Below are 24,814 nucleotides of genomic sequence, written 5' to 3'. Positions count from 1 at the left end.
CTGCCAGGATGTGCCCATGGCCGCCTGCTCCCGCGTGCTCACCCTGCTGGTCGTCGTCTCGTCGGTGGTCGCACTGACGGGGTGCGGTACCGGCTCCTCCGAGATCCACCGGCTGAGGTCGAGCGACGGACCGGCCGCGACCTCGGCGCCCGCGCCCAGCGTGGTGCCGGGCTCCCAGGCCCGTGCCCAGCGGGTGGTCGACGCCGCCGAGAAGCGGCTGCTCGAGGACGGGAGCGCCCGCTACACGATGTGGTGGGAGACGCCGGCCTCGACGACCGGGGGCCTGGAGATCGGAACGGGCGACTTCGACCTGCTGGTGCCGGCCGCCTCCCAGGTGGTCGAGCTGCCGGGGGAGTTCCGAGTCGAGTACCGCCTGGTCGAGGAGCACGCCTGGGCCCTGGCCGCGTCCTCGGAGGGCGAGGCGCTCGCCGGCTGCTGGATCCACATGACCCGGGGCGACGGCGAGGACGCACGTCTCGCGGCGGTGCCGCCCCCGGCGCTGATGCTCGTCGACCCGGCCGCCGACGGGTTCGTCGCCGGTGCCGCGGACGACGGCGCCGAGCGGGTGGCCGTCGACCTGCTGCTCGACGAGGCGGCACCGGCCGTGATGCCCCGCATCGCCAACAAGTCGGCCGGCGGGATCGATCCGGCCGCGACCGTCCCGGGTGTCGTCACGGTTCGCGACGGGCGCTACGCGGCGCTGGAGTACCGACTCGGCGACGTGCTCGGCGCGCTCGACCCGTCCGATGTCCCCGACGAGATCGCGGCGTTCGGCGACGAGACGGACGGGGTCCTCGTCCGCTTCGAGTACGCCGACCACGGCGCCCCGGTCGACGTGCGCCCGCCGCCCGAGCGCGAGGTGATCGAGCTGGGGGACCAGGCCGACCTGCTGGCCGGTGGTCCGGCCGGCGCCGCGTCCGTCGGGCCCTGCGCCGCCGCCGTCAGCGAGCAGTGAGCCGAGCCACCCCCGCCAGCGGGATCGGCAGCCAGGTCGGCCGGTTGCGTGCCTCGTAGACGCACTCGTAGACCGCCTTGTCCACCACGTACGCCGTCAGCAGCGTCCGGTCCTCCGCGCTCAACCCCTCGTCCCCGCAGTACGACGCCAGGAAGGCCTTGCGGTTGCGCCGGGCCCACTCGTCGGCCCGGTGGGCGCGCTGGTGGGCGGCGTCGGGCTCGTCGTCGCCGATCGACTCGGCGACCGCGTGGGGCGCGTAGTCGAAGGAGCGGAGCAGGCCGGCGACGTCGCGCCAGGGGGAGTCGGGGAGCAGGCGCTCGGAGAGCGGCTTGGCGGGCTCTCCCTCGAAGTCGACGAGCTTCCAGCCCAGGACGGTGCGCAGGGTCTGGCCCAGGTGCAGGTCGCCGTGGATCCGCTGCACCGGTACGGCGTCCAGGCCGGCCACCGCGTCGAAGACCGCCCGCGCGCCCGGCGCATGAGCGGCCAGGTCGGGCACCACGTCGGTCGCGGCGGCGAGCCGGTCGGTCATCGCGGCGGACAGGGCCGCGCCGGAGGCCTCGGTGACCGGGAACGACGCGGCGAGCTGGGCGTGGACCTCGGCGAGGGCGGTGCCGAGCCGGGCGGCCTCGGCCGCGAAGTCGCCGCCGACCTCCTCGGCGTGCAGGTCGGCCTCGGCGAAGAGGTCGCGGACGCTGGCCAGGGCGAGGTCCCAGCCGTCGCTGGCGGTGCGCAGGAACTGCTGGAGCATGCCGAGGTGCAGGTCGTCGGCCTCGATCCAGCCGTAGAGCTGGGCGACGTGGGTCGAGCCGGCCTCGGTGAGCACCCGGTGGGTGGTGATGTCGGGGTTCTCGCCGGGGGTGACCTTGCGGAACAGCTTGAGCACGGCGTCCTCGCCGAAGAACACCGACGAGTTCGACTGCTCGCCGCTGAACGGGCTCGCCACGGCCTCCCGGTCGAGCTCGTGCCCGAGAAGGGTCTGGAAGCCCGGACGCTCGCCGAACGCCCGCAGGAAGTGGGCCATCGCGGCTCGGTCCTGCACGGCGTCGTAGGCGTAGGCGCCGTCGGCGAGCCCCAGCGGCCAGCGCGCGGCCAGCGCGTGCTCGAGACGCTCCTGCGGCTCGTCGTACAGGGCGAGCGGCACCTGGTAGAGCTCGCGGTCGCGGGTGCCGTCGTAGGTCACCTCGACCAGGAGCAGGACGACCTCGGGAGCCGTGCCCAGGCGGCCGAGCTCGCGCACCCCGCTGACGCTGAAGGCGCGGCCCTTGCCGCCGAACCACCGGCTCTGGGCGAGGAACGTCTCGATCACAGCACCGGCCTCCCTGTCGTCTCCGGATCCGTGAGCCGGAACCAGTAGAAGCCGTGCCCGCTGAGCGTCAGGAGATACGGGAGCTCCCCGATCCGGGGGAACGGCACGCCCCCGAGCAGCTCGACCGGCACCCTGCCCTCGAAGCGGCGCAGGTCCAGCTCGACCGGCTGGGGGAAGCGGGAGAGGTTGTTGACGCACAGGATCATGTCGTCGGCACTGCCGGGCAGCTCGCGCACGTACGACAGCACGGTCGGGTTGGAGCCGCCGAGGTCGGTGAACGTGCCGAGCCCGAAGCAGTCGTGCTGGCGGCGGATGTGGATCATCCGCCGGGTCCAGTGCAGCAGGGACGACGGGTTCTCGAGCTGGGCCTCGACGTTGACGCTCTGGTAGCCGTAGACGGGGTCCTGGATCACCGGCAGGTGCAGCTTGCCGGGCGTCGCCGCGGAGAACCCGGCGTTGCGGTCGGGCGTCCACTGCATCGGCGTCCGTACGCCGTCGCGGTCGCCCAGCCAGATGTTGTCGCCCATCCCGATCTCGTCGCCGTAGTACAGGACGGGGGAGCCGGGCAGCGACAGCAGGAGCGCGGTGAACAGCTCGATCTGGTTGGTGTCGTTGTCGAGCAGGGGAGCGAGCCGGCGGCGGATGCCGATGTTGGCCTTCATGCGGGGGTCCTTGGCGTACTCGCCCCACATGTAGTCGCGGTCCTCGTCGGCGACCATCTCGAGTGTCAGCTCGTCGTGGTTGCGCAGGAAGATGCCCCACTGGCAGCCGTCCGGGATGTCCGGCGTCTGCTCCATGATCTCCGAGATCGGGAACCGCGACTCGCGCCGTACGGCCATGAAGATGCGCGGCATCACGGGGAAGTGGAACGCCATGTGGCACTCGTCGCCGCCGACGGCCGGATCGCCGAAGTACTCCACGACGTCGGTGGGCCACTGGTTCGCCTCGCACAGCAGGACCCGGCCGGGGTACTTGTCGTCGACGAACTTGCGGACCTTGCGGAGGAACTCGTGGGTCTCGGGGAGGTTCTCGCCGTTGGTGCCCGGGCGCTCGTAGAGGTAGGGCACCGCGTCGAGCCGGAAGCCGTCGAGGCCCATGTCGAGCCAGAACGACATCGCCTCCAGCATCGCGTCGTGGACCTTGGGGTTGTCGAAGTTGAGGTCCGGCTGGTGGTGGAAGAAGCGGTGCCAGTAGTACTGGCCGCGCACCTGGTCCCAGTTCCAGTTCGACGGCTCGGTGTCGACGAAGATGATCCGCGCGTCCTGGTAGAGCTCGTCGGTGTCGGACCACACGTAGAAGTCGCCGTAGGGGCCGTCGGGATCGCTGCGCGAGGCCTGGAACCACGGGTGCGCGTCGCTCGTGTGGTTCATGACGAAGTCGATGATCACCCGGATCCCGCGCTCGTGCGCGGCATCGAGGAAGGCGTGGAAGTCCTCGACGGTCCCGATCTCGGGAAGGATGTTGGTGTAGTCGGCGACGTCGTAGCCGCCGTCGCGCAGGGGCGAGGAGAAGAACGGCGGCACCCACAGGCAGTCGACGCCCAGCCACTGCAGGTAGTCGAGCTTCTCGGTCAGGCCCTGGAAGTCACCGGTCCCGTCGGCGTCGGCGTCGCGGAACGACCGGACCAGGACCTCGTAGAACACGGCCGTCCGGAACCACTCGGGCTCCTCGTTGACGACCACGGCGTCGGACAACGTCACTGGTTCCCCCTCACGACCAGGATGTGCGCGGGCTGCGCGGGTTCGAGCCGGACGTAGTTGTGCTCGCCCCACGTCCAGTCGCTGCCGGTGATCTCGTCGTGCACCTCGAACGCGGCGCCCGGCGGCAGGCCGAGCGCGGCGAGGTCGAGGTGCACCATCGTCTCGCGGGGCTGGTGCGGATCGAGGTTGAGGACGACGACCACGCGGTCCTCGCCGGCCACCTTGGACCAGCAGATGACGTGGTCCTCGTCGGTCGGGTGCACCGTCAGGTTGCGCAGCAGCTGGAGCGCCGGGTGCGCGCGGCGGATCTCGTTGAGCCGGGTGATGTACGCCGGCAGGCCGTGCGCATTGCCCCGCGCGGCCTCCCAGTCGCGGACCCGGATCTGGTACTTCTCCGAGTCGAGGTACTCCTCGCTGCCGGGCCGCACCGCCACGTGCTCGCCGAGCTCGTAGCCGGCGTACATGCCCCAGGTGGGCGACGACAGCGCCGCGAGCACCGCGCGCACGCGGAAGGCCGCGGGGCCGCCGTACTGGAGGAACTCGTGGAGGATGTCGGGGGTGTTGACGAAGAAGTTCGGCCGGATCCGGTGGGCCGACTCGGCCGACACCTCGCGCAGGTAGTCCTCGACGTCGACCTTCTCGGTGCGCCACGTGAAGTAGGTGTAGGACTGGTGGAAGCCGATCGCGCCGAGGGTCTGGAGCATCGGCGGCTTGGTGAAGGCCTCGGCGAGGAAGAGCACGTCCGGGTCGGTACGCCGTACCTCGGCGAGGAGCCACTGCCAGAAGGCGACCGGCTTGGTGTGGGGGTTGTCGACGCGGAAGATCCGCACGCCGTGGGCCATCCAGTGGCGCACGACGCGCAGCACCTCGGCCGCGATGCCGTCGGGGTCGTTGTCGAAGTTGACCGGGTAGATGTCCTGGTACTTCTTCGGCGGGTTCTCGGCGTAGGCGATCGTGCCGTCGGCGCGCGTGGTGAACCACTCCGGGTGCGCCTCGACCCACGGGTGGTCGGGGGCGCACTGGAGCGCCAGGTCGAGCGCCACCTCCAGGTCGGCGGCGTGCGCGGCCGCGACGAAGGCGTCGAAGTCCGCGATCGTGCCGAGGTCGGGGTGGACCGCGTCGTGCCCGCCGTCCTTGCTGCCGATCGCCCAGGGGGAGCCGGTCCAGTCGGCGGGCGTGGGCTCGCCCTCGGGCAGCACCGTGTTGTTGGGGCCCTTGCGGTTGACCTCGCCGATCGGGTGGATCGGCGGCAGGTAGACGACGTCGAAGCCCATCGCCGCCACGGCCGGCAGCCGCTCGGCGGCGGTGCGGAAGGTGCCGCTGACGACCTCGCCGGTGGCGGGGTCGTAGGTCGCGCCCTCGGAGCGGGGGAACAGCTCGTACCAGCTGCCGAACAGCGCCCGGGAGCGGTCGACGTAGACCGGGAAGGGGCCCTCGACGGTCAGCAGGTCGCGCAGCGGGTACGCCGCGAGGACGGCCAGCAGCTCGGGCGACTCGAGCTGGGCGAGCCGCGCCTCGGCCGGGCGCTTGGTGTCGGTCGCGGCGGTGATGGCGGCCGTGACCGTGGCCCGCGCGGCCTTGGGGGGCTTGGCCTCCGCGAGGACGCGCTCGAGCAGCAGCCGGCCCTCGGCGAACATCAGCTCGACGTCGATCCCGGCGCGGATCTTGATGCCGGCCGCGTGCTCCCAGGTGACGATCGGGTCGGACCAGGCGTGGATCTCGAATGACCACGGGCCCTCGGCGTCCGCGGCGACCCAGGCCTCGTAGCGGTCGACCGTGCGCCGGTCGCGCGCCGGGAGCGGGCTCATCCGCACCGGCGGTCGTCGTACGCCGTCGGGGGCGAGGAGCACGACCTCGGCACCCAGGCGGTCGTGTCCCTCGCGGAACACGGTCGCGCTGACCGGGAAGGGCTCACCGAGGCTGGCCTTCGCGGGCAGGCGCCCTGAGGTGGGGCCCGCCTCGAGGAGGGGCATGACGTCGATCACGGGGATGCGTCCGACCATGCGTCGAACCTACCCAGACAGCAGATCCCACGCATCGACGGTGTCCCCGGCGGCGAGCGGCGCGCCTCCTGCGGGCAGGTCGACGAGCGCGTCCGCACCGGCGAACCAGCCCAGGAAACCGGAGCCCGGCGGACCCCAGGGGGTGACGCTGCCGGTGGCGCGGTCGAGCCGCGCGCGGCGGATCTGGCGCTTGGCGGGCAGTCCCTCGACGGGCTCGGTCAGCCGGGCCCGCACGACCGGGCGGTCGGGGACCGGGTGCCCGAACGCGCGCCGCAGGCCGGGGCGCACGAACACCTCCCACGAGGTGAGCGCGCTGACCGGGTTGCCGGGCAGGCAGACGACCGGGACGCCGCTGACCAGACCGGAGCCCTGGGGCATCCCGGGCTGCATCGCGACCTTGGTGAACTCCACGCCGCGCGGCCCGAGGCCCTCCTTGACGACCTCGTAGGCGCCCGCGCTCACCCCGCCGGAGGTCAGCACCAGGTCGACGTCCCCGGCCGCGAGCTGCTCGTCGAGCAGCGCCAGGAACGCCGGGACGTCGTCGGCGACCCACAGCTGGCGCACCGCCACGCCGCCGGCCTCCTCGACCGCGGCCGCGAGCAGCGCACCGTTGGCGTCGCGGATCTGGCCCGAGCCCGGTACGGGGTCCTCGGCCAGCTCGGACCCGGTCGAGCACACGAGCACCCGGGGCCGGCGCCGTACGACGACCTCGCGGATGCCGAGCGCCGTCAGCACCCCCAGCTGGGCCGGCCCGAGCAGCGTGCCCGCCGCGAGCACCTCCTGGCCCACGGCCAGGTCGGAGCCCTGCGGCCGCACGAACGTCCCCGCCGCCCGCGCCTCCCGGATCTCGACGTCCTCGGTGCCGCCGTCGGTCACCTCGACCTCGACCACCGCGTCGGCACCCCGGGGGACCGGCGCCCCGGTCATGATCCGCCGCGCCGTGCCCGGCGCCAGCTCACCCGTGGGCGCCCCCGCCGGGATGTCCTCGCCCACCGGCAGCCGGACCGGCTGCTCGGGGCTCGCGGACGCGACCTCGCCCGCGCGGACGGCGTACCCGTCCATGGCGGAGTTGTCGAAGCTCGGCAGTGGCTCCGGCGCCACGACCGCCGCGGCGAGGACCCGGTGGCGGGCGTCCGCGACCGGGATCGCCTCGGTGGGCCACCCGTCGGCGGAGCCGTGCGGGGCGGCGAGGAGGGCGGCGACGTGCTGCTGGTGCTCGGCGACCGAGCGGAGGGGGGACGCACTCACCCGCTCAGCCTAGGACCCACCCTCGGACCGGCGCATCGCCTCGGCGGCGGCCTCCGCCTCGGCCCGCCGCACCTCGCGGCGGTCGGGCACCTGGTCCCACAGCACGACCAGCCCGCCCTTGCCAGCCGGATCGGCCGGGTCGACCGAGACCGGGAGCGTCCTACCGGGAGTGGGCCACTGGCGCCGGTGCACCGTGCTCCGGTGCTCCACGGCGGTCGGCGCCAACCCCGGCGCGCGCACCACCAGGTGCAGCTCGCAGCGCTGGTAGACCGACTGCGGCTCGAACCCCGCCACGGACACGATCTCGGCCGTGCCGAGCACGCCGTTGCGGACCGGCTTGCCGCGGCGGCGGAAGCGGGAGAGGAGTCCCATCGCCGGAGTATGGCACGGGTCCGGCGGCCGCCCCGCGCGGCTGGGTCTGGGTCTGGCCGCCAGGCGAACCTGGCACCGAGCCTGCGTCAACCGCGAGCGCGGCAGCGCGCCGAGAGGCGGCTCCCGGGCAGCTTGCTGCCCTGCGGCCGCCGAAGGCGAGCTCGCGCGAAAACAACGACGGGCGAGGCAGCCCCCATGACTCCGCCCCGCCCGTCTATGTCTGCACAACGGCCCCGCCCACCGTCGCGTTACGCACGCATTCTCGGCGTCCTCTTGGAACGTTCAAGTCCGATTGGCTACGGTCGGTCCATGCGTGCGATCCGGAGGTTCACGGTCCGCCCCGTCCTGCCCGACGCGCTCGCCTCGCTGGGCGAGCTCGCGGCCAACCTGCGCTGGTCCTGGCACCCGCCGACCCAGGCGCTGTTCGAGGCGGTCGACGCGGAGCTGTGGCAGGCGGTCGGGCACGACCCGGTCCGGCTGCTGGGCGAGGTGGGCGGGGAGCGGTGGGCCGAGCTGGCCGCCGACGAGTCCTACGTACGACGGGCGGCCGAGCTGCGCGAGGACCTCACGGCGTACCTCACCCACGACCGCTGGTACCAGCGCGCCCGGGCCGCGGAGCCGGACGCGACGTGGCCGGCCGCGGTCGCCTACTTCTCCCCGGAGTTCGGCATCACCGCGGTGCTGCCGCAGTACTCCGGCGGCCTCGGCATCCTGGCCGGCGACCACCTCAAGGCCGCGAGCGACCTCGGCGTGCCGATCGTCGGGGTGGGGCTGCTCTACCGGCACGGCTACTTCAAGCAGGCGCTGTCGCACGAGGGCTGGCAGCAGGAGAGCTACCCGGTGCTCGATCCCGACGGGCTGCCGTTGTCGCTGCTGCACGAGCACGACGGCACGCGCGCGACGATCTCGATCCGGATGCCCGACGGCCCGGACCTGCTCGCCCGGATCTGGGTGGCGTCGGTCGGCCGGGTGCCGCTGCTGCTGCTCGACACCGACTTCGAGGAGAACCCGGAGCCCTACCGGCTCATCACCGACCGCCTCTACGGCGGCAACACCGAGCACCGGCTGCGCCAGGAGCTGCTGCTGGGCGTGGGCGGCGTCCGGGCGCTGCGGGTGCACGCGCGGATCACCGGGGCGCCCGAGCCCGAGGTGTTCCACACCAACGAGGGTCATGCCGGCTTCCTCGGTGTCGAGCGGATCCGTGAGCTCACGGCCGACAGCGACGTCGACTTCGCGACCGCGCTCGAGGCGGGTCGCGCCTCGACGGTCTTCACCACGCACACGCCGGTGCCCGCGGGCATCGACCGGTTCCCGCGGACCCTCGTCGAGCAGTACCTCGGCGAGCACGGCGCCACGCCCGGCGTCCCCGTCGACCAGGTGCTGGCGCTCGGCGCCGAGGACTACGAGGGCGGTGAGCCCGGCGTGTTCAACATGGCGGTGATGGGCTTCCGGCTCGCCCAGCGCGCCAACGGCGTCTCCCAGCTCCACGGGCACGTGAGCCGCGGGATGTTCAACGGCCTGTGGCCCGCGTTCGACGAGGCCGAGGTGCCGATCAGCTCGATCACCAACGGCGTGCACGCCCCCACGTGGGTCGCGCCCGAGGTCGCGGCGCTCGCCGAGGCCCAGGGCGGCGACCCCCACGGGGACGACGACGCGGCGTTCTGGGCGGCGTTCGCCAAGGTCCCCGGCCCCGACGTGTGGCGAACCAAGCGCGCCCTGCGCGAGCGGCTCGTCGACGACGCCCGCCGCCGGCTGCGCAGGTCCTGGGAGAAGCGCGGCGCCGCGCCCGCCGAGCTCGGCTGGATCGACGAGGCGCTCGACCCCGACGTGCTGACGATCGGCTTCGCGCGCCGGGTGCCGTCGTACAAGCGGCTGACGCTGATGCTCCGCGACCCCGCCCGGCTCAAGGCGCTGCTGCTCCACCCCGAGCGCCCGGTCCAGCTCGTCGTCGCCGGCAAGGCCCACCCCGCCGACGACGGCGGCAAGCGACTCATCCAGGAGCTCGTCCGGTTCGCCGACGCCGAGGACGTGCGCCACCGGATCGTCTTCCTGCCCAACTACGACATCGCCCTCGCCCAGCCGCTCTACCCCGGCTGCGACGTCTGGCTCAACAACCCGCTGCGCCCCTACGAGGCGTGCGGCACGTCCGGCATGAAGGCCGCGCTCAACGGCGGCCTCAACCTCTCGATCCTCGACGGCTGGTGGGACGAGTGGTACGAGCCGGAGTTCGGCTGGCCCATCCCGTCGGCCGACAGCCCGCTCCTCGCCGGCGACCCCGACAAGCGCGACGACCTCGAGGCCGCGGCGCTCTACGACCTGATCGAGACCGAGGTCGCCCCGCGCTTCTACGACCTCGACCACGAGGGCGTGCCCGGCCGCTGGATCGAGATGCTGCGCCACACCTGGGCCTCGCTCGGCCCCAAGGTGCTGGCCACCCGGATGGTCCGCGACTACGTCGCCCAGCTCTACGCCCCGGCCGCGCGCAACGCCCGCGCCCTGGCCGCCGTACCGGGTGGGGCGCGGGACCTGGCCCACTGGAAGGCCCGGGTCCGCGGCTCGTGGGGCGGCGTCCGCGTCGAGCACGTCGAGGCCGCGGGTGTCGGCGACGCCGCCGAGGTCGGCGCGGTCCTGCGCGTGCACTCCTACGTCGCGCTCGGCGACCTGGCGCCGTCCGACGTCGAGGTCCAGCTCGTGCACGGCCAGGTCGACGGCGAGGACGACATCGTCGGCTCCGAGATCGTGCCTCTGCGCCTCGTCGAGTCGTACGACGGCGGCCGGCACCGCTTCGACGGCGAGGTCGCGCTCTCCCGCCCGGGTCCGTTCGGCTACACCGTGCGGGTGCTCCCGGCCCACCCGCTGCTGGTGGCGCCGGCCGAGCTGGGGGTCGTCGCGCTCGCCTGAGGCGTGAGCCCGGGGCCCAGGGCCCAGGACGGTCAGTCCGGGGTCTCGGTCTCCTGCATCACCACGACGCTCCGCGCCCCGAGCACCACCGTCCCGCCGACCTCCAGCAGCGTCTCGGCAGGCAGCCCGGGGTCGGTCGACAGCACGACCGCGCCCGAGCGCACCCAGTCGTTCTCGGGCAGGTGCACCTCGACGTCCTCGGCGCCCGCGTGGAACCAGATCAGGAACGACGAGTCGAGCTGCTGCTCGCCGCGCGGGCCGGGCTCGCGCAGCGGCTTGCCGGACACGAACATCCCGATGGTGCGCAGCGCGGGGTCGTACCAGTCGTCGTCGGTCATCTCGCGTCCCGACGGGTGCAGCCAGGCGAGGTCCTTGGGGCCGCCGACGATGGCGGGCCGGCCCTCGAACCAGTGCCGCTGGCGCAGGGCGTGGTGCTCGCGGCGCAGGCGCAGGGCGGCGCGCGTCACGGCGTACACGTCGAGCCAGGCGTCGTCGGCGCGCCAGTCCATCCAGGAGATCTCGTTGTCCTGGCAGTAGGCGTTGTTGTTGCCGCGCTGGGTGCGCCCGCGCTCGTCGCCGGCCGTGAGCATCGGTACGCCGTTGGACAGGCACAGCGTCGCCATCAGGTTGGCGGCCTGGCGCCGGCGCAGCGCGACGATGTCGGGATCGCCGGTCTCGCCCTCGGTGCCGTGGTTCCAGGAGCGGTTGTTGTCGGTGCCGTCGCGGTTGTCCTCGCCGTTGGCCTCGTTGTGCTTCTGGTCGTACGACACGAGGTCGCGCACGGTGAAGCCGTCGTGGGCGGTGACGAAGTTGACCGAGTTGTACGCCGAGCGCCCGTCGTCCGCGTAGAGGTCCGAGGAGCCCGCGAGCCGCGTCGCGACCGCGTGCGTACCGTCGGAGCGGCCGCGCCAGAAGTCGCGGATGGTGTCGCGGTACTGGTCGTTCCACTCCACCCAGGGCGGCGGCATGTCGCCGACGAGGTAGCCGTCCATCGACACGTCCCAGGGCTCGGCGATGAGCTTGACGTGGCGCAGCACCGGGTCCTGGCCGATCGCGATGAGCAGCTTGCAGGCCATGTCGACGGGCACGGCGTCCGTGCCGGCCGTGCGGGTCAGCGCCGACATCAGGTCGAAGCGGAAGCCGTCGACGTGCATCTCGGTCACCCAGTAGCGCAGCGAGTCGAGGATCAACCGCAGCGCGAGCGGGTCCTCGGAGTTGACCGTGTTGCCGCACCCGGTGACGTCCCAGTAGGTGTCGTCGAAGCCCTCGGCAGTGGGCACCCGCCGGTAGAAGCCGCGGTCGTCCAGCCCCCGGAACGAGTACGTCGGCCCCTCCGGCCCCGCCTCGGCCGTGTGGTTGTAGACCACGTCGAGGATCACCTCGAGCCCGGCGGCGTGCAGCGAGCGGACCATCTCCTTGAACTCCGCGACCTGGCCGCCCCGGTCGCCCGCCGACGAGTACGACGCGTCGGGCGCGAAGTAGCTGATCGGGTTGTAGCCCCAGTAGTTCACGGTCCCGCGCTCGACCAGCGCCGGCTCGGAGAAGAACTGCTGCACCGGCAGCAGCTCGACCGCGGTGACCCCGAGGTCGCGCAGGTACTCGGTCACGACGGGGTGCCCGAGGCCGGCGTACGTGCCGCGCAGCTCCTCGGGGATCCGGTCGTGCAGCCGGGTGAAGCCCTTGACGTGCAGCTCGTAGATCACCGAGTCGCGCCAGCGCCGCCGCATCGGGGCGTCCTCGCCCCAGTCGAAGGCGGGGTCGACCACGACGCTCCACGCGTCGCCCGCGGTCCCGGAGACGGCCCGGGCGTAGGGGTCGAGCAGGAGCGTGTCCGGGTCGAAGCGCAGGCCCTCGGCGGGATCGGCCGGTCCGTCCACGCGGAAGCCGTAGCGGGTGCCGGGCGCGATGTCGGGCACGGCGCCGTGCCAGATGCCGAGGGACTGCTCGGTCAGCGGCAGCCGGCGCTCGGCGGTGGCGGCCGCGCCGGACTCGTCCGGCTCGTCGTCGGCCAGGCACAGCCAGACCGCGGTGGCACGGGGGGAGTAGACCGCGAAGTTGGTCGACTCGGCCGTCCAGGTGGCCCCCAGCGGCCAGTTGCGCCCGGGCCAGACAGGGGCGCGCTCGCCGAGGGAGCGCCACAGAACGGGGGACACCTGGTCCATTCTGCCCAACGGCCGTCTGGGTACGGCACAATGCGCAGCGGGGGCACCACTCGTGCTCCCGCATGCCGCCACGGCCCTGACGAGAGGGATCAGATGACCAGCGAGTTCGTCCGCCTGGAAGTCGCCGACGGCGTCGGCACCATCCGGCTCGACCGACCCAAGGCCATGAACGCCATCAGCATCCAGGTGCAGGACGAGCTCCGGGTGGCGGCGGCCGAGGCCACCGAGCGGGCCGACGTACGGGCCGTGGTCGTGTGGGGTGGCGAGCGGGTGTTCGCCGCCGGCAACGACGTCAAGGAGATGTCGACGATGTCCTACACGGACATGGTCGACCGGGTCGGCGCCCTGCAGGACGCGGTCAACTCCGTGGCCCGGATCCCCAAGCCCGTGGTCGCCGCGGTCAACGGCTACGCCCTCGGCGGCGGCTGCGAGCTCGCGCTGGCCGCCGACGTCCGCTTCGCCGCCGACAACGCGGTGCTCGGCCAGCCCGAGGTGCTCCTCGGCATCACCCCCGGCGCCGGCGGCACCCAGCGGCTCCCGCGCCTGATCGGCCCGAGCAAGGCCAAGGACCTCCTCTTCACCGGCCGGTTCGTCAAGGCCGACGAGGCGCTCGCGATCGGCCTGGTCGACCGCGTCGTCCCGGCCGCCGACGTCTACGCCGAGGCGCTCGCCTGGGCCACGACGTTCGCGACCGCCGCCCCCTACGCCCTGCGGGCGATCAAGGAGACCGTCGACCGCGGTCTCGAGGTCGACCTGGAGACCGGGCTCTCGATCGAGCGGCAGGCGTTCTCGGGCGTCTTCGCGACCGAGGACCGCGCCACCGGGATGGCGTCCTTCATCGAGAACGGCCCGGGCAAGGCCACCTTCGGAGGACGGTGATCCCCATGGCGGAGAGCAAGGACGAGCGGGACGAGAAGGTGACCCCGCCCCCGACCGCGGCCACGCCGGCCGCCCCGGCGACGCCGGCCGCCCCGACCCGGTCGCTGGCGGTGGCCCGGGTGCGCGACATCGTCGCCCGCGGCGTCTGGATCGTCTGCATGGTGCTGGCCCTGGTCCTGGCGATCGCGGCGTTCACCTATGCGCTCGAGGCCAACAGCGACAACGGCCTGGTCAAGCTCGCGCGCGACCTGGCCGACGTCTTCGACCTCGGGTTCTTCGACCTCGACAACCCGGTCAAGGCCTTCGACGACCCCAACGGTGCGGTCAAGACCGCCCTGTTCAACTACGGCCTGGGCGCCGTCGTCTACCTGGTCCTCGGCCGGATCCTCGAGCGGATCATCCGGCCGTGACGCACGCCACGTCCTGCCGGGCGTGGGTTGTGAGGTAGTCCACTGAGACGCGGTTCCCGTCGTTGGTGACCGGACGGTAGCCTGCGAGACGCTGTCCTTCTCAGGACCACAGCTGTTCCCTGCCCCGGGCTACGCGGCAGGGCTCACGATGCACAGGAAGGGGCCGGTCCGGCCACAACCATGACTCTCTCCAACATTGTCGTCCTTGTGAAGTACGTCCCCGACGCGACGGCCGACCGGAAGTTCGAGGCGGACAACACCGTCGACCGGGTCGGCGTCGACGGTCTCCTCTCCGAGCTCGACGAGTACGCCGTCGAGCAGGCTCTCCAGATCAAGGAGAAGCGCGCCGACGAGGAGATCACCGTCACCGCCCTCACCGTCGGCCCGGCCGAGGCCGAGGCCGCCGTCCGCAAGGCGCTGCAGATGGGCGCCGACAAGGCGGTCCACGTCCAGGACGACGCGATCGCCGGCTCCGACGCCGTCGCGACCTCGCTGGTGCTCGCCAAGGCGATCGAGAAGATCGGCGTCCCGGAGCTCGTCATCGGTGGCCTCGCGTCGACCGACGGCGGCCTCAGCGTCGTCCCGGCGATGCTCGCCGAGCGGCTCGGCCTCCCGCAGGTCACCCTCGCCGCGGTCGTCGAGACCCAGGGCGACCAGGTCCGCATCAAGCGTGACGGTGACACCGCGACCGAGGTCATCGGCGGCACGCTGCCGCTGGTCCTGTCCGTGACCGACCAGTCGGGCGAGGCCCGCTACCCGTCGTTCAAGGGCATCATGGCCGCGAAGAAGAAGCCGCTCGAGGCGCTCACCCTCGCCGACATCGGCGTGGACGCCTCCGAGGTCGGCCTCGACGCCGCGTGGACGGCCGTCGACACCGTGACCGCCCGCCCGCCGCGGACTGCCGGCGAGATCGTCAAGGACGAGGACGGGTCCGGCGCCACGGCGCTGGTCGAGTTCCTCGCCTCGAAGAAGTTCATCTGAGGAGCCTGATCCATGTCTGAAGTTCTCGTTCTGGTCGACCACGTCGATGGCGCGGTCCGCAAGCCCACCTACGAGCTCCTGGCGATCGCCCAGCGCATCGGCGAGCCCTCGGCCGTCTTCATCGGCGGTGCCGACCAGGCCGCCGCCGTTGCCGAGAGCGTCGCGACCTACGGCGCGGCCAAGGTCTACGTCGTCGACGACGCCGAGATCAAGGGCTACCTCGTGGCCCCCAAGGCCGAGGTGCTCCAGCAGCTCACCGAGAAGACCTCGCCCGCCGCGATCCTGATCCCGTCCTCCGCCGAGGGCAAGGAGATCGCCGGTCGCCTCGCGATCAAGCTCTCCTCGGGCCTGATCACCGACGCCGTCGACGTCCAGGTCGAGGGTGGCGAGATCGTCACCACCCAGTCCGTCTTCGCCGGCAACTTCACCGTCGCCTCGCGCGTGGTCAAGGGCACCCCGATCATCGCGGTCAAGCCCAACGCCGCCGCGCCCGTCGAGGGCAAGGCCGCCGGTGCGGTCGAGCAGTTCGCCGCGACGATCTCCGACGGTGCCAAGACCGCCCAGATCGTGGCCGCCCAGCCGCGTCAGGCCACCGGTCGTCCCGAGCTCACCGAGGCCGCGATCGTGGTCTCCGGTGGCCGTGGCACCGGCGGTGACTTCACCGCGGTCGAGGCGCTCGCCGACAGCCTCGGTGCCGCCGTCGGCGCCTCGCGTGCCGCCGTCGACTCCGGCTGGAAGCCGCACACCTTCCAGGTCGGCCAGACCGGCAAGACGGTCTCGCCGCAGCTCTACGTCGCCAACGGCATCTCCGGTGCGATCCAGCACCGCGCCGGCATGCAGACCTCCAAGACCATCGTGGCCGTCAACAAGGACGAGGAGGCGCCGATCTTCGAGCTCGTCGACTTCGGTGTCGTGGGTGACCTCCACGCCGTCCTCCCGGCCGTGACCGCGGAGATCGAGAAGCGCAAGGGCTGAGCCCACCGGTACGACGTACTGAACGGCGAACGCCGCGGCGACCACCTGGTCGCCGCGGCGTTCGTCATCTCGGGGGAGCGCTCACTCCTCGTCGTAGCCGTAGCCCGAGTCGTCGATGATCCCGACCGGGAAGACCGTGAGCTTGCGGTGCTTCGGCTTGCCGCTGAGCTTGATCTTGCGCAGCGCGACGTTGTTGGTCGTGTCGGACTCGACCAGGTTGCGGTCGGGGTTGCCCTCGACGGAGATGTAGTAGATGCCGTTGGGCAGGTTGTCGATCCGGAACGCCTGGCCCGCGCGGAACTGCGAGTAGGTGTCACCCGACCCCGACGCCAGCACCTCGCGCAGCGAGACGGTGCTCCGGTCACCGCACGCGGTGTGCAGGTCGGTGCCCTCGGGCTTCCAGTCGGCGCCGGGGACCGTGTAGTCGACCGCGTCGGTGTTGGCCAGGCAGAAGGACTCCTTGCGCGAGCGCACCGCCTCGCTCATGTCGGCCTTGAGCAGCGTGTAGCGGGCGAAGTCCTGGAAGTGCCAGTGGTTGTGGCTCGGCGCCTTGTGCCAGATCATCGTGCCGACCTGGCGGTAGCCGGTCTGGTTGCCGTCGGAGTCGATGAAGTACTGGTAGGCGTCCATGATGTCCGAGCGCCCGCGGCGGAAGCCGTCGACCACCATCGGGCCGTCCCCGGCGTTCCACACGGTCGCCGAGAACCGCAGCCGCTTGCTGTTGGGGGAGAGCGTCATGCCGAAGGCCGGCAGCGACCGCAGGTCCGGTACGGCGTCCGTGGGCGCGCCGGAGCGGGCGCTGCTCGGCCGGGTGGCCGAGGGACGCTCGGCGGCGCTGTGCCCGCCGCGGTGGCCCGGCTCCTCGCCCTCGCCCTGGGTCTTGCGGACCACGAGCTTGTAGGTGCGCGTCGCGTCGGCCGGGGCGATGCCGATGGCCCGGGTGTAGGCGGCGTTGATGTCGGCGGTGATCGTGTACTTGCCCGGCTTGAGCTTGAAGCTGGTGTTCCAGGTCTCGATGCCCGAGACCCACCCGGCCTGGATGCCCTGGACCGCCCCGATGGTGAACGGGTTGGCCGGGCAGCTCTCCGGATAGGGGGAGCGCAGCGGCGCGTCCGGGTTGGTGCGCTGGGTGTTGTAGGAGTTGAGGCACGTGTCGACGTACCGGGTGCGGGCGACCGAGCCGTCCGCGCGGCGGATCGTGAGCCGCACGAAGCGGCTCAGGGCGTCCCACCTGGTCTGGGCCGGCAGCGCGACCGGGCCGGACGGCGACTGCCACACGGTGCGGATCGGGCTGTTCCAGTCGGCGCGGGTCGAGCGCACCTCGAAGGCGTGGTCGGTGGCGGCGGCGAGGTTGATGCCGAGGTCCCCGTAGACCCGGCCGCCCTCGCTGTAGGCGACGACCTTGGCCGGGCCGCGCAGCGCGACGGGCGAGCCCGTCGGTGCCGCCTTGGCGGCGGTCGGCGTGGTCGCCGTGGTGGCCGTGGCGGAGCCGGGCAGGGTGAGCCCGGCGACCGTCAGCGCCGCGACGGCGGCTCCGAGACGCAGCTTCACGTTTCCTCCTGGTGGGGATGGGGGGTGGGGATGGGGGTGGGTGGGGGGATCCCCTGCCTACATCGACGCGCACCGTCGCCCTTTGGTTGCGCTCGCGATTGAGTGATTTAAGTCCATCGATATACATTGCTTCGGTGCTCGGGACCCAAGGACGCAGACTGCTGGTCGCGATCGTGGCCGGAGGCCTCCTCGCGACGTCCGGTACGGCGCCCGCCCCGGCGGCCCACGAGCAGCCCTCGCCGGGCCCTTCCGGACCGGCCGCGGCCCGCGCCGCCTGGCTGCCCGCGACCGGGCCGGTCTTCAACGACCCCACCGGACGCCCGGCCCAGCGCCGCCAGGTGGTCAAGCGGGTGCACCAGGCGATCCGGCACACCCCGGCGGGCGCGACGATCCGGGTGGCGACGTACAACGTGGACCGCTCGGACACCGCCGACCTGCTGCTCCAGGCCCGCGCCCGTGGGGTCGCGGTCCAGATCGTCGTCAACGACAACCTGGTCAACCCGGTGATCAAGCGGCTCCAGCGCCGCCTGGGCCGCAACCCGTCGCGCAGCAGCTTCCTGGTGATCTGCAAGGCCGCGTGCCGCAACGGCTCGCGCACCGGCAACCTGCACATGAAGGTCTACGCCTTCACCCAGTCCGGCGCCGCGCGCTCGGTGGTGATCAACAGCTCCAGCAACCTGGGCCGCGCCGCCGCCAACGGGCAGTGGAACGACGCGATCACCGTCTACGGCGACGACGCCCTGTTCTCGGCCTGGGTCTCGGTCTTCGACCAGCTCAAGCGCGACCGGGCGGTCGCGCCGCGCTACGTCACCTACCAGTCGGACACGCTCCGGGCCGACTTCCAGCGGCCGGCGTCCGCGCCCGGCCGGGTCCTCGTCGCCCGCTCCGGCGACCCGCAGCTGCGCCGGCTGCGCCAGGTCGGCTGCCGGGCGCCGGCGGGCTACGGCGCGGGCGGGCGGAGCGTCGTCCGGGTCAACATGTACGCCTGGTACGGCGCCCGCGGCGAGCGCCTGGCCCGCGAGCTCGCCTCGATGCGCCGCGAGGGCTGCCAGATCTCGGTGATCGGCGCGGTCATCAGCGCGCCCGTGGTGAGCATCCTGCGCAAGGTCGGCATCCCGGTCCGCGCCGCCGACTGGGACTGGGGGGAGAAGCCCGCGACCAGCGGCGAGGAGATCGTCTTCGGCTCGCGCTGCTACTCCCACCTCAAGTACGTCACCGTCGACGGCCTCTTCCGCGGCCGCGGCACCCGCGTGGTGTGGACCGGCTCGGAGAACTGGTCCGCGCCCGGGCTCAGCAGCGACGAGGTCACCTTCGAGGTCCACGACGCCGCCGCCGTCCGCGCGTACGACGCCCAGTGGTGGCGGATGTGGCGCAGCCCGCGAGCCACGCACCGCACGGGGAGCAAGCCGACGTCCCGGCCCTGCGCCTAGGGGCGCGGCTCTCGAGCCAGCGCCTGCTGCGCGGTGCTTGCGACTCGATCGGGCGGCGTTGTCGGGCACTCGACGGGCCTCCGGCCCGCCTTCGGCCCTCCGCCTTGCCCGATCGGCCGCAAACACCGCTCGCGACGACGCTGACTCAAGAGCCACGCCCTGACACATCTATCCTGGCCCCATGACTGCCGAGGTCGAGGTCCGTGAGGTCGCGCAGCGCGCGCGTGTCGCCAGCCGGGGGCTGGCGCTGGCCACCCGGGCCCAGAAGGACGCCACGCTCCACGCGATGGCCGATGCCCTGGTCGCCCGCGCCGACGAGATCCTCGCCGGCAATGCCGAGGACGTCGCCCGGGCCGAGGCCGACGGCACGCCGCCCAACATCATCGACCGGCTCCGGCTGACCGCCGAGCGCCTCGACGCCATGGCCCAGGGCCTGCGCGACGTGGCGGGGCTCGCCGACCCGGTCGGCGAGGTGGTCCGGGGCGGGGTGCTCGCCAACGGGCTCGAGCTGCGCCAGGTACGCGTCCCGTTCGGCGTCGTCGGGATGATCTACGAGGCCCGGCCCAACGTCACCGCCGACGCGGCCGGCATCTGCCTCAAGTCCGGCAACGCGGTCCTCCTGCGCGGCAGCTCCTCCGCCCGCTCGAGCAACGCCGCGATCGTCGCCGTGCTGCGCGACGCGATCACCGCCGCGGGCCTCGACGCCGACGTGGTCCAGATGGTCCCCGGCGACACCCACGACAGCGTCAAGGCGCTGATGCGCGCCCGCGGCCAGGTCGACGTCCTCATCCCGCGCGGGGGAGCCGGCCTGATCCAGTCGGTCGTCAACGAGTCGACGGTGCCCGTGATCGAGACCGGTGTCGGCAACTGCCACGTCTACGTCGACCGCGCGGCCGACCTCGACAAGGCGCTCGCCATCGTCCTCAACGCCAAGACCCACCGGACCTCGGTGTGCAACGCCGCCGAGTCGCTGCTGGTGCACGCCGACATCGCCGAGGCGTTCCTGCCCCGTGTGGTGGCGGCCCTGCAGGCGGCCGACGTCCTCGTCCACGGTGACGGCGCGTTCGCCGGGTACGACGGCGTGGTGCCGGCCACCGACGACGACTGGGGCCAGGAGTACCTCTCGCTCGACATCGCCGCGCGCGTCGTACCGGACCTCGACGGGGCGCTGGAGCACATCCGCACCTGGTCCAGCGGGCACACCGACGCCATCGTGACCGACGACCAGGGCGCTGCCCGCCGGTTCGTCGCCGAGGTCGACTCGGCCGCCGTGCTGGTCAACGCCTCGACCCGGTTCACCGACGGTGGCGAGTTCGGCTTCGGCGCCGAGATCGGCATCAGCACCCAGAAGCTCCACGCGCGCGGCCCGATGGGCCTGCCCGAGATGACCTCGACCAAGTACGTCGTCATCGGCGACGGCCACGTCCGCTAGCGGCGTCGCACCCCGTTCCTCCCCGTTCACCTCCCGATACCCGGATCCGCGAGGGTCCCGCGATAGGTTGCGCCCATGGCAGGCTCCCCGGACCGGATCTACGCCGATCCGTCCGACGAACGGCTCTTCACCGGAGCCACGATCATCACGTTCGTCCGTACCGTCATCACCCTCGCGATCGCGGTCTGGGCGGCGTACGACGAGAGCCTGACCTGGATCGTGATCGGCCTGGTGACCTACTGGGTCGGTGACAGCATCGACGGCGAGTGGGCGCGCTGGCGCGACTGCGAGACCCGGATGGGCGCGGTCGTCGACATGATGTGCGACCGGCTCAGCTGCGGCGCGCTCTACGTCGGCCTGATCTGGCTCCAGCCCGGCGGGTGGATCAGCGACGAGCCGATGACGTGGATCGGGATCCCGATCGCGATCTACCTCTTCGAGTTCATGGTCATCGACATGTACCTGTCGCTGGCCTTCCTCGCCTGGCCGATCCGCAGCCCCAACTACTTCCACGTGATCGACCGCCGGATCTACCTCTGGAACTGGTCGCGCGTCGGCAAGGCCGCCAACTCCGGGGCCTTCGCGGTCATCCTGCTCGTCACCGGCTGGGTCTGGCTCGGCGCGATCATCGCGATCGGGCTGCTGGTGCTCAAGTGCGTCTCGCTGCGCTGGCTGCTCCAGCTCGGCGTCCCCGTGCCGGAGCGCACCGACGTGAACGGGAAGGCTGCGGCGGCATGATCCTGTGGCTGACGACGTTTGCCTTCAGCATCGCGTCCGCCCTGCTCCCGTTCCTGCCGATCGAGGTCTACATCCTCGGTGCCGGTGCCGCCGAGGGTGGCACCGCCGCCGCGATCTCGCTCGGGATCGCCGCCGGCGCCGGCGCCACCGTCGGCAAGGTGATCGTCTACGAGGCCGCCCGCCGCGGCTCGGAGTCGAAGTGGGCCCAGAAGAAGCTCTCCGGGCCCAAGATCAAGGCCAGCTACGACAAGTGGATGGGCCGCATGCAGGGCCGCCCCTGGTACGCCGCGGCCATCATGTTCCTCGCCGCCTCCGTCGGCATCCCGCCGCTGCTGGCCATGGCGGCCATCGGCGGCATCCTCAAGATGCCGATGTGGGCCTTCGTGCCCACCGTGTTCGTGGGCCGCACCATCCGCTTCACCCTGCTCTTCCTCGGCGTGGACTTCGCGATCCACTAGGGAGTGCGCGGGCCCCGGCCGGGGTTGGATACGATGCGCCCATGCTCAGCCAGATCAGCCAGGCCGCCGTCCTCGCCGTCCGCGCCGCGGAGGAGCACGGCGAGCCCGCCGTGAACCCGTGGTACATCGGCGGCGCCGTGCTGGCCTTCCTCCTGTTCCTGCTGCTCGGACTGGTGTGGTTCGGCGGCGGCCGCGACCACAGCTGAGCCTCTCGTGACGGGGTCGGCATCCGCCGCGCCGGCCGCCGGCCGTCGTACCCGGATCGGGGTGATGGGCGGCACGTTCGACCCCATCCACCACGGTCACCTGGTGGCCGCGTCCGAGGTCCAGGGCTGGTTCGACCTCGACGAGGTCGTCTTCGTGCCGACCGGCCAGCCGTGGCAGAAGGCGGACCGGCAGGTCTCGCCGGCTGAGCACCGGTACCTGATGACCGTGGTCGCCACGGCGGCCAACCCGCGGTTCACGGTCAGCCGCGTCGACATCGACCGGGACGGGCCGACGTACACGATCGACACGTTGCGCGACCTGCGCGCGGAGCGGCCGGACGCCGACCTGTACTTCATCACCGGCGCCGACGCGCTCACCGACATCTTCAGCTGGCGCGACGCCGACGAGCTGTTCGCCCTGGCCCACTTCGTCGGCTGCACCCGGCCCGGCTCGGAGATGGACCCCGCGACACTTGCGCGAATTCCGCACGACCGGGTGACCATGGTGGAGATCCCCGCGCTGGCGATCTCGTCGACCGACTGTCGGCAGCGGCAGCGGGCGGGCCAGCCCGTCTGGTACCTCGTGCCCGACGGCGTCGTCCAGTACATCACCAAGCACGGGCTCTACCCCGCCACCCACTCGACCGGAGAACAATGACCGCCACCGACCACGCCGTGACCCTCGTCCGGACCGCTGCCCTCGCCGCCGCCGACAAGCTCGCGACCGACCAGCTCGCCTTCGACGTCAGTGAGCAGCTCGCCATCACCGATGCCTTCCTGCTCGCCTCGGGCGCCAACGACCGCCAGGTCCGCGCCATCGTCGAGGAGATCGAGGACAAGCTCCGCGAGCTCGACGCCAAGCCGATCCGCCGCGAGGGCCACCGCGACGGCCGCTGGGTGCTCCTGGACTACGGCGACGTCGTGATCCACGTCCAGCACGCCGAGGAGCGCGAGTTCTACGCCCTCGAGCGGCTCTGGCGCGACTGCCCGGTCATCGACCTCCCGGCCGAGATCAACTGGCCCACCGCTCCCTCGTCGCCCTCCTCGCCCGCCGCACCGGCCGAGGACTGAGCGTGACGGTCGCGCCCGACCGCCGCCTCGTGCTGGTCCGGCACGGCCGGACCGCCTGGAACGCCGCCCTGCGCATCCAGGGCCAGACCGACGTCGAGCTCGACGAGGTCGGCCTCGAGCAGGCCCGCACCGTCGCGCCCCTCGTCGCCGCGCTGTCGCCGGCCCTGGTGTGGTCCAGCGACCTCGCCCGGGCCCGGTCGACCGCCGAGGAGATCGCCAAGGAAGCCGGGCTCGTGCCGTCGTACGACGCGCGGCTGCGGGAGTTCCACCTCGGCGAGTACCAGGGCCTGACCCACACCGAGCTCGGCGCCACCGACGGCCACGCCCTCACCCGCTTCCGCCTCGGCGAGTGGGACGACATCCCCGGCGCCGAGACCGCCGACGAGGTCGCCACCCGCTACGCCGCCGCCCTCACCGACCTCGCCACCGCCCTCGCCCCCGGCGAGACCGGCGTCGCCGTCTCCCACGGCGCCGCCACCCGCGTCGGCCTGGTCCGCTTCCTCGGCTGGCCCCTCACCGTCGCCCAGGACCTGCGCGGCCTCGGCAACTGCGGCCGCGTCGTGCTCGACCAGCGGCCCTCGGGGGAGTGGGCGCTGGCGTCGTACAACCTGTGAGGCACCCCGATTTCACCTCGCGGGGATCCTTTGGCTAGTATTCCGGTCGTTGCTTCGCCCCAGGGCGCGGCGATGACCCCGGGGGTGTGGCGCAGCTGGTAGCGCACCTGCATGGCATGCAGGGGGTCAGGGGTTCGAGTCCCCTCACCTCCACCGGATGACGAAGAGCCCGGCCGCTGAAGCGGCCGGGCTCTCGTGCTTTTCCGGCTCAGGCGCGATGCGGCGAACCTTGGCCTTCGGTCTGCGGGCAGGTGGGCGGGAGGGCGCGGTGCTTCGTGGGAGCGGTGCACGGGTGACCGCTTTCGGGGCTCAGGCGACCTTCGGTGTCGTCGGTCGAGGTCGAGCTCCCGGGCTGGTCAGAACCCGCCGTGCTCGCGCATGCTCCGGCAGCCGACTCGCCGGGATGCTCATCTGGGCAGGGCGGTCGGTCATCGGCTCCCTGGCGCTCGTCCACGCCTTGGGGGCGCCTTCTGGGGCGATGGCCGCCCTCTCTGATCGGGACGCCGATAGCGCGAGCTCCGAAGTTTGCTCTTCAAGTCGAGTCGCGCCCTCTCTAGGTGCCGATATGTAAGCGAAGCCCTCGCATCGATCTGGAAAGATCACCGGTCTTGCCTACGGTTCGACTCACCTTCGGTCCCCAGAGGATTCATGTGAATTCTTCTGCCGGCGATCGGCGGAAGCCGTGTTTTGGCTGTGCAGTTTCCATTTACATCCGAGCTGCCGTATGTCTAAAGTTCCCTCCACTGACGACGGGTTCACGCAATGGACTTGCTACTTCTTTCCGCGTTGGCCCGCTCCTGTTTGGTTGAAAGTCAGTGACCTATTATTTCGACACCTTTCTCGGAGGAATCATGACAATTCGGCGAACAGGGCGAGCGCTGGCGGCCTCGGCGGCCCTGCCCTTGCTTGCGGCGTCTTTGGTCGTGCTGTCGCCCAGCGCGCCCGCCACCGCTGCGACGTGCACGCACCCGGCGTGGCAGAACAAGAGCGCCGGCGCGGGCAAGGGAACCAAGACTGGGGGGACGCCGCTGCGGTCAGGGCCGTACGCCGCGTGCTCAGGAGTGACCATCTCCAACTCGAAGGATCTCTTCTACCACTGCTGGGTTCGCAACACTGAGGGCAACTACTGGACCCACGTGCGCGTCGCGAACTCGGAGACGTACGGCTGGGTCTGGAACGAGAACCTCAACGACGGCGGATCCACTGCCGCCAGCAAGCGCTGCGACGCCTAGCGAACCTCCCGCGAGGACCCGAGGGCCCAAGGTGCCTTGCGGTTCAGTGCTACGGCTGGCCCACTTCCAGTGGAAGCGGGCCAGCCGCGGCCCAGATCTGCGCCGCCAAGGAGAGCCGACTCTCCTGAGGGGGCTTCGACGTCGGAGGTTCCACTCTTCTCGCCGAGGAATTCCAGCACCAATTTGAGAG

Annotated in this window: 22 protein-coding genes and 1 tRNA gene; 16 read left to right on the top strand and 7 right to left on the bottom strand. The window is 72.1% G+C overall.

Features of this window, described 5'->3' with window-relative positions; genetic code table 11:
• Window positions 1-16 precede the first annotated feature (16 nt).
• Window positions 17-955, top strand: a complete 939-nt coding sequence (locus CCO04_RS25175; RefSeq protein WP_215816926.1) for a hypothetical protein — start codon at window positions 17-19, stop codon at window positions 953-955.
• Here the strand turns inward: CCO04_RS25175 and CCO04_RS25170 are convergent.
• From CCO04_RS25170 to CCO04_RS25150, 5 genes are read right to left on the bottom strand one after another with little or no spacing between them, the layout of a single operon-like run.
• Window positions 942-2,261, bottom strand: a complete 1,320-nt coding sequence (locus tag CCO04_RS25170) for a hypothetical protein (RefSeq protein ID WP_308281526.1) — start codon at window positions 2,259-2,261, stop codon at window positions 942-944. The two genes, CCO04_RS25175 and CCO04_RS25170, sit on opposite strands and share 14 nt — an antisense overlap.
• Complete coding sequence (treS, locus tag CCO04_RS25165) at window positions 2,258-3,961, bottom strand: maltose alpha-D-glucosyltransferase (RefSeq protein WP_308281525.1); 1,704 nt, start codon at window positions 3,959-3,961, stop codon at window positions 2,258-2,260. The genes CCO04_RS25170 and treS overlap by 4 nt, the downstream gene beginning before the upstream one ends.
• Window positions 3,958-5,964, bottom strand: coding sequence for a maltotransferase domain-containing protein (locus tag CCO04_RS25160; protein ID WP_215816925.1), 2,007 nt, complete (start codon window positions 5,962-5,964; stop codon window positions 3,958-3,960). The genes treS and CCO04_RS25160 overlap by 4 nt, the downstream gene beginning before the upstream one ends.
• 9 nt (window positions 5,965-5,973) lie before the next feature.
• Window positions 5,974-7,212 (bottom strand): gephyrin-like molybdotransferase Glp, encoded by a 1,239-nt coding sequence (gene glp, locus CCO04_RS25155; protein ID WP_215816924.1) that lies wholly within the window; start codon window positions 7,210-7,212, stop codon window positions 5,974-5,976.
• Between the two features lie 9 nt (window positions 7,213-7,221).
• Window positions 7,222-7,584, bottom strand: a complete 363-nt coding sequence (locus CCO04_RS25150) for a hypothetical protein (protein WP_215816923.1) — start codon at window positions 7,582-7,584, stop codon at window positions 7,222-7,224.
• A gap of 309 nt (window positions 7,585-7,893) precedes the next feature.
• Between CCO04_RS25150 and glgP the strand changes: the two genes are divergently transcribed.
• Window positions 7,894-10,485, top strand: coding sequence for an alpha-glucan family phosphorylase (gene glgP, locus CCO04_RS25145; RefSeq protein WP_215816922.1), 2,592 nt, complete (start codon window positions 7,894-7,896; stop codon window positions 10,483-10,485).
• 32 nt (window positions 10,486-10,517) lie between these two features.
• On the opposite strand, the gene glgX is transcribed toward glgP, so the two are convergent.
• Window positions 10,518-12,638, bottom strand: a complete 2,121-nt coding sequence (gene glgX / locus CCO04_RS25140) for a glycogen debranching protein GlgX (protein ID WP_215816921.1) — start codon at window positions 12,636-12,638, stop codon at window positions 10,518-10,520.
• Between the two features lie 102 nt (window positions 12,639-12,740).
• On the opposite strand from glgX, the gene CCO04_RS25135 reads away from it, so the two are divergent.
• The 4 genes from CCO04_RS25135 to CCO04_RS25120 all read left to right on the top strand — a co-directional run bounded on the left by CCO04_RS25135 (window position 12,741) and on the right by CCO04_RS25120 (window position 15,892).
• Window positions 12,741-13,526, top strand: a complete 786-nt coding sequence (locus CCO04_RS25135) for an enoyl-CoA hydratase/isomerase family protein (RefSeq protein WP_215816920.1) — start codon at window positions 12,741-12,743, stop codon at window positions 13,524-13,526.
• Between the two features lie 5 nt (window positions 13,527-13,531).
• Window positions 13,532-13,936 (top strand): hypothetical protein, encoded by a 405-nt coding sequence (locus CCO04_RS25130; RefSeq protein WP_252373857.1) that lies wholly within the window; start codon window positions 13,532-13,534, stop codon window positions 13,934-13,936.
• A gap of 180 nt (window positions 13,937-14,116) precedes the next feature.
• Window positions 14,117-14,917 (top strand): electron transfer flavoprotein subunit beta/FixA family protein, encoded by an 801-nt coding sequence (locus tag CCO04_RS25125; protein ID WP_215816919.1) that lies wholly within the window; start codon window positions 14,117-14,119, stop codon window positions 14,915-14,917.
• A 12-nt stretch (window positions 14,918-14,929) separates the two neighbouring features.
• Window positions 14,930-15,892: an electron transfer flavoprotein subunit alpha/FixB family protein gene (locus tag CCO04_RS25120; RefSeq protein WP_215816918.1), complete on the top strand. Its 963-nt coding sequence runs from the start codon at window positions 14,930-14,932 to the stop codon at window positions 15,890-15,892.
• A gap of 81 nt (window positions 15,893-15,973) precedes the next feature.
• Here the strand turns inward: CCO04_RS25120 and CCO04_RS25115 are convergent, their stop codons facing one another.
• Window positions 15,974-17,443, bottom strand: coding sequence for a lysyl oxidase family protein (locus CCO04_RS25115; protein WP_215816917.1), 1,470 nt, complete (start codon window positions 17,441-17,443; stop codon window positions 15,974-15,976).
• 134 nt (window positions 17,444-17,577) lie between these two features.
• Here CCO04_RS25115 and CCO04_RS25110 point away from each other — a divergent pair, with 134 nt between their 5' ends.
• From CCO04_RS25110 to CCO04_RS25065, 10 genes are all read left to right on the top strand, one after another.
• Window positions 17,578-18,873, top strand: a complete 1,296-nt coding sequence (locus CCO04_RS25110) for a phospholipase D-like domain-containing protein (RefSeq protein WP_215816916.1) — start codon at window positions 17,578-17,580, stop codon at window positions 18,871-18,873.
• Between the two features lie 181 nt (window positions 18,874-19,054).
• Window positions 19,055-20,305, top strand: coding sequence for a glutamate-5-semialdehyde dehydrogenase (locus CCO04_RS25105; protein ID WP_215816915.1), 1,251 nt, complete (start codon window positions 19,055-19,057; stop codon window positions 20,303-20,305).
• A gap of 75 nt (window positions 20,306-20,380) precedes the next feature.
• Window positions 20,381-21,043, top strand: a complete 663-nt coding sequence (locus tag CCO04_RS25100) for a CDP-alcohol phosphatidyltransferase family protein (RefSeq protein ID WP_215816914.1) — start codon at window positions 20,381-20,383, stop codon at window positions 21,041-21,043.
• Entirely contained in the window at window positions 21,040-21,501 is a 462-nt protein-coding gene (locus tag CCO04_RS25095) for a VTT domain-containing protein (protein WP_215816913.1), read from the top strand. Before CCO04_RS25100 ends, CCO04_RS25095 begins: the two co-directional genes overlap by 4 nt.
• A 41-nt stretch (window positions 21,502-21,542) precedes the next feature.
• Complete coding sequence (locus CCO04_RS25090; RefSeq protein WP_215816943.1) at window positions 21,543-21,707, top strand: hypothetical protein; 165 nt, start codon at window positions 21,543-21,545, stop codon at window positions 21,705-21,707.
• Between the two features lie 7 nt (window positions 21,708-21,714).
• Window positions 21,715-22,365, top strand: a complete 651-nt coding sequence (gene nadD / locus CCO04_RS25085) for a nicotinate-nucleotide adenylyltransferase (RefSeq protein ID WP_308281523.1) — start codon at window positions 21,715-21,717, stop codon at window positions 22,363-22,365.
• On the top strand, window positions 22,362-22,778 hold the full coding sequence (gene rsfS, locus CCO04_RS25080) for a ribosome silencing factor (protein ID WP_215816912.1): 417 nt from the start codon (window positions 22,362-22,364) through the stop codon (window positions 22,776-22,778). The genes nadD and rsfS overlap by 4 nt, the downstream gene beginning before the upstream one ends.
• A 2-nt stretch (window positions 22,779-22,780) precedes the next feature.
• Window positions 22,781-23,392 carry a histidine phosphatase family protein gene (locus tag CCO04_RS25075; RefSeq protein ID WP_215816911.1) on the top strand — a complete coding sequence of 204 codons (612 nt, stop codon included), beginning with the start codon at window positions 22,781-22,783 and terminating at the stop codon, window positions 23,390-23,392.
• A gap of 80 nt (window positions 23,393-23,472) precedes the next feature.
• Window positions 23,473-23,545: transfer RNA gene (locus tag CCO04_RS25070), tRNA-Ala, on the top strand.
• Between the two features lie 662 nt (window positions 23,546-24,207).
• The gene (locus CCO04_RS25065; protein WP_215816910.1) at window positions 24,208-24,624 is read left to right on the top strand and encodes a hypothetical protein; all 417 of its coding nucleotides are present in this window, start codon (window positions 24,208-24,210) and stop codon (window positions 24,622-24,624) included.
• The last annotated feature ends 190 nt before the right edge of the window (window positions 24,625-24,814 follow it).

The sequence above is a fragment of the Pimelobacter sp. 30-1 genome (assembly GCF_018831735.1).
GTDB lineage: Bacteria > Actinomycetota > Actinomycetes > Propionibacteriales > Nocardioidaceae > Nocardioides.
This window is presented reverse-complemented; position numbering and strand designations above follow the sequence as displayed.